Origin of the sequence: Kitasatospora sp. NPDC059146, assembly GCF_042786665.1 — a bacterium.
Classification (GTDB): Bacteria; Actinomycetota; Actinomycetes; order Streptomycetales; family Streptomycetaceae; genus Kitasatospora.
In genome coordinates, this window is sequence record NZ_JBHZCY010000209.1 from 1 (window position 1) to 9,663 (window position 9,663).

Genomic DNA, 9,663 nt, shown 5'->3' on the forward strand with positions numbered 1-9,663 from the left:
CCCGCGAGGTGTTGGGGGTGGGGGTGGGGGTGGGGGTGGGGCGGGTGGGCGGGGTAGCCAGTATTTGGGCGGGCCCGTGTGCTTGCACGCGGGCCCGCCCATTTATGTTGATCACTCACTTGGCTTGATGCCGAGATTTCCAGTGATTGTTCCCCGGCTTCCTATGCGCCCGAGCATTATTGTGCTTGTGGGTGGGTGGGTTTTCTCGCCCATTTCAAGATCGTGCTGCGGTTTTGCTCGCCCCGCCGCGATCGCATCGCGGCGGGGCGGGAAGGCTGGGGGATCCACTTGTCGTTGAGCCCCGGCTTTTGGGCTTCTGCGTAGGGAGTCGGTCTGGACGACTTCCTGCGCAGAAGTCGGCGGTCAGCCGCGTTGGAGGAGGCGGGTGGCGCCGGTGACGACGGTGGAGGCGAGGAGCCAGCCGACGACGACGAGGCCGGCGGCGATCCATTGGCTGGTGCCGCCGGGGTTCCAGGCGCCCTGGTTGAGGTCGACGATGGGCAGCAGCCGGTCGAGGGTGTAGAGCACCGCGTTCCAGTGCGGTTTCTCGTCGGCCTTGAGCGGGGCGGGTTCGTGGGTGGCGAACCAGACGCTGCCGAGGGCCCAGGCGAGGAGCAGCCACAGGCCGGCGCGGCCGGGGCGGTAGCCGTAACCGACGGTGACGTCCTGGACCAGGCCCCAGCCCCGGGCGGGCAGCGGCAGGGTCTCCCGGCGGCGGCGCTGCTTGGCGTACAGCACCTCGCGGGCGTCGTCGTCGGCGCCGTCGCGGCGCAGGGCGGCGGCGAGCTGCTCGTAGGACTCCGGCTGGAAGTCCACCGCGGAGCCCTCCAGCCAGGCGATCCGCTGTTGGACGGTGAACGCCGCGGCGGGGCGGAGGTTCTCGTAGACGAAGCCGGTCAGGCCCAGGTGCTTGCCGAGCGGCCAGGAGTCCGGGCGGTCGACCAGGTTGCCGACCCGGGCGCGGGAGAGCGAGACCGTGCCGGTGGGCCGGAAGGCGCAGGTGAAGCGCAGTTCGGGGGTGTGGATGCGGCGCAGCGACAGCTCGTCGTCACCCTCCAGGTGGAATTCGCCGGAGATCAGGCAGGCCGCGTCGAAGCGGGCGTCCGAGAGCCGCACCTGGCCGTAGGCGCGGAACGGGGTGCTGGGGGCGCCGGGCGCCGGGCTCTGGCCGTAGCCGGAGCCGTAGTAGCTGCGGGAGCCGAACCAGCCGCCGTCGGCGGAGCTGGTCAGGTAGAGGGTGTGGCCGACGTTGAGCCGGACGGCGTTGAGGCAGACGCGGTTCTGCGGGTCGGCGTGCAGCTGGGCGCCGCGGAGCGAGAGGCGGCCGCCGATCCGGGCCGTGCGGACGCTCAACTCGCCGTGGGTCTCCAGGCGTTCGGCTTCGAGGTCCTGGTGGACGGTCATCCCGTCGGCCGAGATCGCGCGGCCGTAGCGGTCGCCGCCGATGACGGCCTGGTTGAGCAGCAGGTCGGTGCCGATCTTGGCGTCGGTGAGCCGGATGCCCTCGGGTATCCGGCAGCGGGCCAGGTGGAGGTCGCCGGTGGTGGACAGCCGGGAGGCCTCGATCCTGGGGATCGCGCACTCGACCATCCGCAGGGTGGTGGCGGAGGCCTCCGAGATGAGGATCTTGTGGTCGAAGCGGCAGCCGCGCAGTTCGACGTACCGTTCCAGGTGGCCGCCGGCCAGGTTGAGCGAGCCGGTGACCTTCACCCCGCTCATCCGCAGCGAGGCGACCCGCCCGGCGGTGGGTTGCGGCCCGGCCAGCAGCAGGTGCGCGAGTACGTCGGCGCCGACCGTCCGCTCCGGCCCCCAGGGGCTGTCCCCGAAGGGGTCGTCGATGTCGTCCCGGCCACATCTGCGCTCGAAGACCTCGCCCTCGCGGAAGGCCTCCCAGAGTTCCCGTTCGGTGTCGGTCCAGCCCTCCGGGGCGCTCTCCGCCATGGTTTCCCCCGTCCCCCCGGTCGTCTCGCCTTTCGTATCACGGACTGAAATGTGGGACCACCCGTTCCGGCCACTCCTTACACTGGGTGGCGTGATCTCTCGAATCGACCTCCGCGGCTCGCTGGACGACCCGCGTGCCCTGCTGCCCCGTGCCGAGTTCGACGTGGCGGCCGCCCTGGAGAAGGTGCGGCCGATCGCCGAGGACGTACGCCATCGCGGGGTCGCGGCGCTGATCGAGATCACCGAGCGTTTCGACGGCGTCCGGCTGGAGTCCACCCGGGTGCCCGCCGAGCAGCTGGCCGAGGCCTTGGAGACGCTGGACCCGAAGGTGCGGGCCGCGCTGGAGGAGTCGATCCGCCGCGCCCGGGCCGTGCACGCCGACCAGCGCCGCACCGGGCACACCACCCAGGTGGTGCCGGGCGGCACGGTCACCCAGCGCTGGGTGCCGGTCGAGCGGGTCGGCCTGTACGTGCCGGGCGGGCTGGCGGTCTACCCGTCCTCCGTGGTGATGAACGTGGTGCCGGCCCAGGAGGCGGGCGTCCGGGGCATCGCGGTGACCTCTCCGCCGCAGAAGGAGTTCGGGGGCCGCGTCCACCCGACCATCCTGGCGGCCTGCGCGCTGCTCGGCGTGGACGAGGTCTACTCCGTCGGCGGCGCCCAGGCGGTCGCGATGTTCGCCCTGGGCACCGAGGAGTGCGCACCGGTGAACATGGTCACCGGCCCGGGCAACATCTACGTCGCCGCCGCCAAGCGCTTCTTCGCCGGCCGGATCGGCATCGACTCCGAGGCCGGCCCGACCGAGATCGCCGTCCTCGCGGACGACAGCGCGCTGCCCAGCGACGTCGCCGCCGACCTGATCAGCCAGGCCGAGCACGGCCCCACCTCCGGCTCGGTGCTGGTCACCGACTCCCCGGAGCTGGCCGACGCGGTCGAGGTCGAGCTGGTCGCCCAGGTCGGCCGGACCAAGCACAGCGAGCGGGTCGCCGAGGCGCTCGGCGGCCGCCAGTCCGGCATCATCCTGGTCGACGACCTGGAGCAGGGCCTCGTCGTGGTCAACGCCTACGCGGCCGAGCACCTGGAGATCCAGACCCGCGACCCGCACGCGGTGGCGGCGAAGGTCGTCAACGCCGGCGCGATCTTCATCGGCCGCTGGACCCCGGTCTCGCTGGGCGACTACGCGGCCGGGTCCAACCACGTGCTGCCGACCGGCGGCTGCGCCTGCCACTCCTCCGGGCTGTCGGTGCAGACCTTCCTGCGCGGCGTCCAGGTCGTCGAGTACGACCGGCAGGCGCTGGCGGACGTCGCCGCGCACGTGGTCAACCTGGCGAACGCCGAGGACCTGCCCGGTCACGGTGACGCCGTCAAGGCTCGGTTCGATTGGACGGTTCCCGGCGCGTGACGAACATCGACGACCTGCCCATCCGGGACGAGCTGCGCGGCCAGTCCCCGTACGGCGCACCGCAGTTGGACGTCCCCGTCCAGCTGAACACCAACGAGAACCCGTACCCGCTGCCCGAGGAGCTGGTGGCCCGGATCGCCGAGCGCGTCGCCGAGGCCGCCCGCCACCTCAACCGCTACCCCGACCGGGACGCGGTCGAGCTGCGCGAGGGCCTCGCCGCGTACCTCACCCGCAGCACCGGCCTCCCGGTCGCCCGCGCGCAGGTGTGGGCCGCCAACGGCTCCAACGAGGTCCTCCAGCAGCTGCTGCAGACCTTCGGCGGCCCCGGCCGCACCGCGCTCGGCTTCGAGCCCTCCTACTCGATGCACGCGCTGATCTCCCGGGGCACCGGCACCGGCTGGATCTCCGGCCCCCGCAACGACGACTTCACCATCGACGTGGACGCCGCCCTCGCGGCGATCGCCGAGCACCGGCCGAACGTGGTGTTCATCTGCTCGCCGAACAACCCGACCGGCACGGCCGTCGCGGCGGAGACCGTCCTGCGGCTGTACGAGGCCGCGCAGGCCGCCCGGCCCAGCCTGGTGGTCGTGGACGAGGCGTACGTCGAGTTCTCGCACCGCGCCTCGCTGCTGCCGCTGATCGAGGGCCGCCCCAACCTGGTGGTCAGCCGCACCATGTCCAAGGCCTTCGGCGCCGCCGGGCTGCGCCTCGGCTACCTGGCCGCCGACCCGGCCGTGGTCGACGCCGTCCAGCTGGTCCGGCTGCCGTACCACCTGTCGGCCGTCACCCAGGCCACCGCGCTGGCCTGCCTGGAGCACACCGACACCCTGCTGGGGTACGTCGGCCGGCTCAAGGAGGAGCGCGACCGGCTGGTGGACGCGCTGCGCGCGACGGGTCTGGAGGTGACCGACTCGGACGCCAACTTCGTCCAGTTCGGCCGCTTCGCCGACACCCACGCCGTGTGGCGGGCCATCCTCGACCAGGGTGTCCTGGTCCGTGACAACGGGGTCCCCGGGTGGCTGCGCGTCACCGCCGGCACGCCCGCCGAGAACGACGCCTTCCTGGACGCCGTCCGTAGAGTGATCAAGGAGCTGTAACCCCTCATGTCCCGCATCGGACGCGTCGAGCGCACCACCAAGGAGACCTCCGTCCTGGTCGAGATAGACCTCGACGGAACCGGCAAGACCGACATCTCCACCGGCGTCGGCTTCTACGACCACATGCTCGACCAGCTCGGCCGCCACGGTCTGTTCGACCTCACCGTCAAGACCGACGGCGACCTGCACATCGACACCCACCACACCATCGAGGACACCGCCCTCGCGCTCGGTGCCGCCTTCAAGCAGGCGCTCGGCGACAAGGTCGGCATCTACCGCTTCGGCAACTGCACGGTGCCGCTGGACGAGTCGCTCGCCCAGGTCACCGTCGACCTCTCCGGCCGGCCCTACCTGGTGCACACCGAGCCCGAGGGCATGGCGCCGATGATCGGCGCCTACGACACCACGATGACCCGGCACATCCTGGAGTCCTTCGTGGCCCAGGCGCAGATCGCGCTGCACGTGCACGTCCCGTACGGGCGCAACGCGCACCACATCGTGGAGTGCCAGTTCAAGGCCCTGGCCCGGGCGCTGCGCTACGCCGCCGAGCGGGACCAGCGCGCGGCCGGCATCCTCCCCTCGACCAAGGGTGCGCTGTGAACAAGACCGCGACGATCCTCCTCTTCGTCGGCCTCTTCCTGGCGGGCGGGGTGATCTCCTTCTGGAAGCAGAAGCTGCCGAAGGGCGTCATCCTGGTGCTGGCCATCGGGGCCGTGATGTGCCTGGGCTCCGGCCTCATGCGCCTGTAACACCCGTAGCAGAGAGACTGGACACCTGAACATGGGCAAGAACGTCGTCGTCCTCGACTACGGCTCCGGCAACCTCCGCTCCGCGCAGCGCGCCCTGGAGCGGACCGGGGCGAACGTCACGGTCAGCTCCGACTACGACACCGCGATGGCCGCGGACGGCCTGCTCGTCCCCGGTGTGGGCGCCTTCGAGGCCTGCATGCGCGGCCTCAAGTCCGTCCGCGGCGACTGGATCATCGGCCGCCGGCTCGCCGGGGGCCGCCCGGTCATGGGCATCTGCGTGGGCATGCAGATCCTCTTCGAGAAGGGCGTCGAGCACGGCGTGGAGACGCCCGGCTGCGACGAGTGGCCCGGCACCGTCGAGCCGCTGGACGCCCCGGTCGTCCCGCACATGGGCTGGAACACCGTGGACGTGCCCGAGGGCAGCCGGATGTTCGCCGGCCTCGACCCGGAGACCCGCTTCTACTTCGTGCACTCCTACGGCGTGCGGCACTGGGAGCTGGAGACCCACAGCGCGCGGATCAACCCGCCGCTGGTCACCTGGGCCACGCACGGGCAGCCGTTCGTCGCCGCGATCGAGAACGGCCCGCTCTGGGCCACCCAGTTCCACCCCGAGAAGTCCGGCGACGCCGGCGCCGCCCTGCTGACCAACTGGGTCAACACCCTCTGAACGTCTGAGAGTTGCTACTGATGAGCCTTGAGCTGCTGCCCGCCGTCGACGTCCGCGACGGCCAGGCCGTCCGCCTGGTCAAGGGCGCCTCCGGCACCGAGACCTCCTTCGGCGAGCCGCTGGCCGCCGCCCTCGCCTGGCAGAACGCCGGCGCCGAGTGGCTCCACCTGGTCGACCTGGACGCCGCCTTCGGCACCGGCACCAACTACGAGCTGCTGCGCGAGGTCACCGGACAGCTGGACATCAAGGTCGAGCTGTCCGGCGGCATCCGCGACGACGAGTCGCTCGCCCGCGCCCTCGCCACCGGCTGCACCCGGGTCAACCTCGGCACCGCCGCCCTGGAGGCCCCCGAGTGGGTCGCCAAGGCCATCGCCGAGCACGGCGACAAGATCGCCGTCGGCCTGGACGTGGTCGGCACCACCCTGCGCGGCCGCGGCTGGACCCGCGACGGCGGCCAGCTCTTCGACGTCCTGGAGCGGCTGAACGCCGAGGGCTGCACCCGCTACGTCGTCACCGACGTCAACCGCGACGGCACCCTCACCGGCCCCAACCTCCAGCTGCTGCGCGACGTCTGCGGCGCCACCGACCGCCCCGTCGTCGCCTCCGGCGGCGTCTCCTCCCTCGACGACCTGCGCGCCATCGCCGGTCTCGTCGACCTGGGTGTCGAGGGCGCCATCGTGGGCAAGGCACTCTACGAGCAGAAGTTCACCCTCGAAGAGGCCCTGGAGGCGGTTTCCGGATGACGGAAGGTCGGATCGTACGCGGTCGGGTCACGGGATTCTCCCCCTGGGAGGAGGAGTTCGGCTACTCCCGGGCGGTCGCCGCGGGCGACCACGTGCACGTGGCCGGCACCACCGCCTGGGTGAACGGCCGGATCGAGCACGAGGGCGACCCGTACCGGCAGACCCTCGCCGCGTTCGGCGTCGGGCTCTCCGCCCTGGCCGCGTACGGTCTGACCGCGGACGACGTCATCCGCACCCGGATGTACATCACCCACGCCCGCGACGCCGAGGAGGTGGGCCGCGCCCACCGCCGACTCTTCGACGCCGCACGCCCGGTGGCCACCATGGTGGTGGTCGACGGGCTGATCGACTCCCGGATGATGGTCGAGGTCGAACTCGACGCGTACCGCACCGGGCTGGCAATGACCCTGGAAGCCCTGGAAGGCAAGCAGCCGTGACCCTCGCCGTACGTGTCATCCCCTGCCTGGACGTGGACGCCGGGCGGGTGGTCAAGGGAGTCAACTTCCAGAACCTGCGCGACGCCGGCGACCCGGTCGAGATGGCCAAGCTCTACGACGCCGAAGGCGCCGACGAGCTGACCTTCCTCGACATCACCGCCTCCTCCGGCGACCGCGAGACCACCTACGACGTGGTGCGCCGCACCGCCGAGCAGGTGTTCATCCCGCTCACCGTCGGCGGCGGCATCCGGGCCGTCGAGGACGTGAACCAGCTGCTGCGGGCCGGCGCCGACAAGGTCGGGGTCAACACCGCGGCCATCGCCCGGCCCGAACTGGTCCGCGAGATCGCCCGGCGCTTCGGGCGGCAGGTGCTGGTGCTGTCGGTCGACGCCCGGCGCTGCGGCGAGGGCGTGGAGACCGCCTCGGGCTACGAGGTCACCACCCACGGCGGGCGCCGGGGCACCGGCCTGGACGCCGTCGAATGGGCCGGCCGGGCGGCCGAGCTGGGCGCGGGCGAGATCCTGCTCAACTCGATGGACGCCGACGGCACCAAGGACGGCTACGACCTGGAGATGATCCGCGCCGTGCGCAAGGCCGTCTCCGTGCCGGTCATCGCCTCCGGCGGCGCCGGCAGGCTCGCCGACTTCGCCCCGGCCGTCGAGGCCGGCGCGGACGCCGTCCTCGCGGCCAGCGTCTTCCACTTCGGGGACCTGCGGATCGGCGAGGTCAAGAACGTGCTGCGGGAGGCCGGGCACCCCGTCCGGTGACGTGATCCGTCGTGCGTGAGGGCCCGCTGCTCCTGCTGAGCAGCGGGCCCTCACGCGTGGTCGCGACTCGCGTGGTCACGACTCGCGGGGCTCGCCCTTGATCAGCGCGAACGGGGCACCGTTCGGGTCCGCCAGCCAGGCGATCCGGCCGACGTTCTCCACGTACGAGGCCGGCATCAGCACCGAGCCGCCCGCCGCCGTCGCCTTGGTGACCAGCGCGTCCACGTCGTTGGCGGCGAAGTACGGCGTCCAGGCGGAGGGCTGCTCCGGCTGCATGGTCGGGGCGATGCCGCCGAAGCTCGTCTGCTGCTGGTCGCCCTCGGCGGTGGAGATCACCCGGTAGTTCATCCCCGGGGACGGCTCGAAGTTCTCCACCCGCCAGCCGAACAGCCCGTGGTAGAAGGAGAATCCGCCGTCCTGGTCCCGGGTGTGCAGCTCCGACCAGACCAGCGTGTTGTCCTCGGACACGGCGTCCAGCCCGACCGTGTTCCCGGACTGCCAGACCGCGAACTCGGCGCCCTGCGGATCGGTCAGCGCCGCGAACCGCCCCTCCTGCATGACGTCCATCGGCGGGACCCGGACCGTGGCACCGGACTGCTCGGCCGCCTTGACGGTCGCGTCCACGTCGGCGGTGCGGAAGTACGTCGTCCAGGCGGACCGCGCGCCGCCGTCGAGGTGGCCGAGGGCGCCGACCGTCCTGCCGTCCAGCTGGAGGAAGCCGTAGCCGCCCGTCTCCGGGACCTCCTGGAAGGTCCAGCCGAAGACCCTGCCGTAGAACGCCGCGGTGGCCGGGATGTCCGGGCTGCCCAGGTCGATCCAGCAGGGCGAGCCGAGGGGGAAGTCGGTGGTGAGCATGAGGTGGGGCCCTTCGACGGAGAGTGACCGGGCTGCCCGGGGCGGACCCCGGCCACCTGCGAGTCTGCCCCCGGGCACTGACATCCGCAGCCGGGAGGAGGCTGGGCGGGGCCGCGCCGGGCAGGGTAGCCGGACGACCGGGTGCCCGGGGCCGGAACGGCGGCATCGCCCCGGAGCGCCCCGCCGCCGCCCTAGGCTCGTCCCACGCGGCCGCGACCCGGACGAACGGGCCGACGGCGCGACCGATCCGACGACCCGGCAAGGTGGTTCACCGGTGATGGAGCAGTACGCCGACGACGGCGAGGTGACCTACGAACAGGTGACGGTGGTCTCCCTCGCCGCCAGCGCCCCGGTCGGCCCGGCGCGGACCGCCGTCCGGGTCGTCCGCGAGGCCATGACCGTCAAACGGATCGCGGGCTACTGGGTGCGCTGGGACGAGCGCCGGGCCGGCGAGGAACTCCGGCACCACGCGCGCTGGGTGCCCGAGGAGGAGTACGTCCGGCCGGGCACCGGCCGCCCGGACGGCACACTCTCCGTGACGGTGGCCGCGTACTGGGCGGACGCCCGCGGCGCCTTCCGCCACCGGCCCGGCACCGAGACCGCGGTGACCTTCCGCCCCGGCGAGGGCGCGCACGAGCTGGTGCTGGAGCAGCCCGCCCCGGCCGGCCCCTCCGCCCTCTCCGTGCAGCTCGCGGACGCCCGCTGGCTGGGCGCCGCCGACGGCGGGCCGATCCACTACGGCTTCTCGGGCGCCACCGAGGCCGCGACGGGCGGCGAGGGGGCGTGGCTGGTCCGGCACCCGGAGTACGGAACGGGCGGCGTGGGCGACCAGGGTTAGGGCCCGTCTTCGAACTCCCGTCTGCGGGCCGACGCTCCCCCAGCCTTCGGCCGGGAGGTACCCCCAGGGCACAAGCGCGCCTCGCCGCGTTGTCGTCGGTCGCCAATGCGCTGCATTGGGCTCCCTCCTCCGCCTTGCGATGCACGCACCCCAACGCCGCCCCGCCCGCC

The 9,663-nt window shown here is 72.4% G+C and carries 11 protein-coding genes; 9 read left to right on the forward strand and 2 right to left on the reverse strand.

Annotation, left to right across the window (positions count from 1 at the left end):
* Nucleotides 1–363: 363 nt before the first annotated feature.
* Nucleotides 364–1,941 carry an oxidoreductase gene (locus ACFXPX_RS42360; protein WP_375893325.1) on the reverse strand — a complete coding sequence of 526 codons (1,578 nt, stop codon included), beginning with the start codon at nt 1,939–1,941 and terminating at the stop codon, nt 364–366.
* Nucleotides 1,942–2,032: 91 nt separating this feature from the next.
* Between ACFXPX_RS42360 and hisD the strand changes: the two genes are divergently transcribed.
* From hisD to hisF, 8 genes are read left to right on the forward strand one after another with little or no spacing between them, the layout of a single operon-like run.
* Complete coding sequence (gene hisD / locus ACFXPX_RS42365) at nt 2,033–3,340, forward strand: histidinol dehydrogenase (RefSeq protein ID WP_375893326.1); 1,308 nt, start codon at nt 2,033–2,035, stop codon at nt 3,338–3,340.
* Nucleotides 3,337–4,437, forward strand: coding sequence for a histidinol-phosphate transaminase (locus ACFXPX_RS42370; protein WP_375893328.1), 1,101 nt, complete (start codon nt 3,337–3,339; stop codon nt 4,435–4,437). Before hisD ends, ACFXPX_RS42370 begins: the two co-directional genes overlap by 4 nt.
* A gap of 6 nt (nt 4,438–4,443) precedes the next feature.
* Entirely contained in the window at nt 4,444–5,037 is a 594-nt protein-coding gene (gene hisB, locus ACFXPX_RS42375) for an imidazoleglycerol-phosphate dehydratase HisB (protein WP_380595128.1), read from the forward strand.
* Complete coding sequence (locus ACFXPX_RS42380; RefSeq protein ID WP_188302392.1) at nt 5,034–5,186, forward strand: hypothetical protein; 153 nt, start codon at nt 5,034–5,036, stop codon at nt 5,184–5,186. Before hisB ends, ACFXPX_RS42380 begins: the two co-directional genes overlap by 4 nt.
* A gap of 31 nt (nt 5,187–5,217) precedes the next feature.
* Complete coding sequence (hisH, locus tag ACFXPX_RS42385; RefSeq protein WP_375893332.1) at nt 5,218–5,853, forward strand: imidazole glycerol phosphate synthase subunit HisH; 636 nt, start codon at nt 5,218–5,220, stop codon at nt 5,851–5,853.
* Between the two features lie 17 nt (nt 5,854–5,870).
* Entirely contained in the window at nt 5,871–6,596 is a 726-nt protein-coding gene (gene priA / locus ACFXPX_RS42390) for a bifunctional 1-(5-phosphoribosyl)-5-((5-phosphoribosylamino)methylideneamino)imidazole-4-carboxamide isomerase/phosphoribosylanthranilate isomerase PriA (RefSeq protein ID WP_375893442.1), read from the forward strand.
* Nucleotides 6,593–7,033, forward strand: coding sequence for a RidA family protein (locus ACFXPX_RS42395; protein WP_375893334.1), 441 nt, complete (start codon nt 6,593–6,595; stop codon nt 7,031–7,033). The genes priA and ACFXPX_RS42395 overlap by 4 nt, the downstream gene beginning before the upstream one ends.
* Nucleotides 7,030–7,800 carry an imidazole glycerol phosphate synthase subunit HisF gene (gene hisF / locus ACFXPX_RS42400; protein ID WP_380595132.1) on the forward strand — a complete coding sequence of 257 codons (771 nt, stop codon included), beginning with the start codon at nt 7,030–7,032 and terminating at the stop codon, nt 7,798–7,800. The genes ACFXPX_RS42395 and hisF overlap by 4 nt, the downstream gene beginning before the upstream one ends.
* Before the next feature lie 75 nt (nt 7,801–7,875).
* Here the strand turns inward: hisF and ACFXPX_RS42405 are convergent, their stop codons facing one another.
* Nucleotides 7,876–8,655: a VOC family protein gene (locus ACFXPX_RS42405; RefSeq protein WP_380644983.1), complete on the reverse strand. Its 780-nt coding sequence runs from the start codon at nt 8,653–8,655 to the stop codon at nt 7,876–7,878.
* 274 nt (nt 8,656–8,929) lie between these two features.
* Here ACFXPX_RS42405 and ACFXPX_RS42410 point away from each other — a divergent pair, with 274 nt between their 5' ends.
* Nucleotides 8,930–9,493: a hypothetical protein gene (locus ACFXPX_RS42410; RefSeq protein WP_380532507.1), complete on the forward strand. Its 564-nt coding sequence runs from the start codon at nt 8,930–8,932 to the stop codon at nt 9,491–9,493.
* Nucleotides 9,494–9,663: the final 170 nt, after the last annotated feature.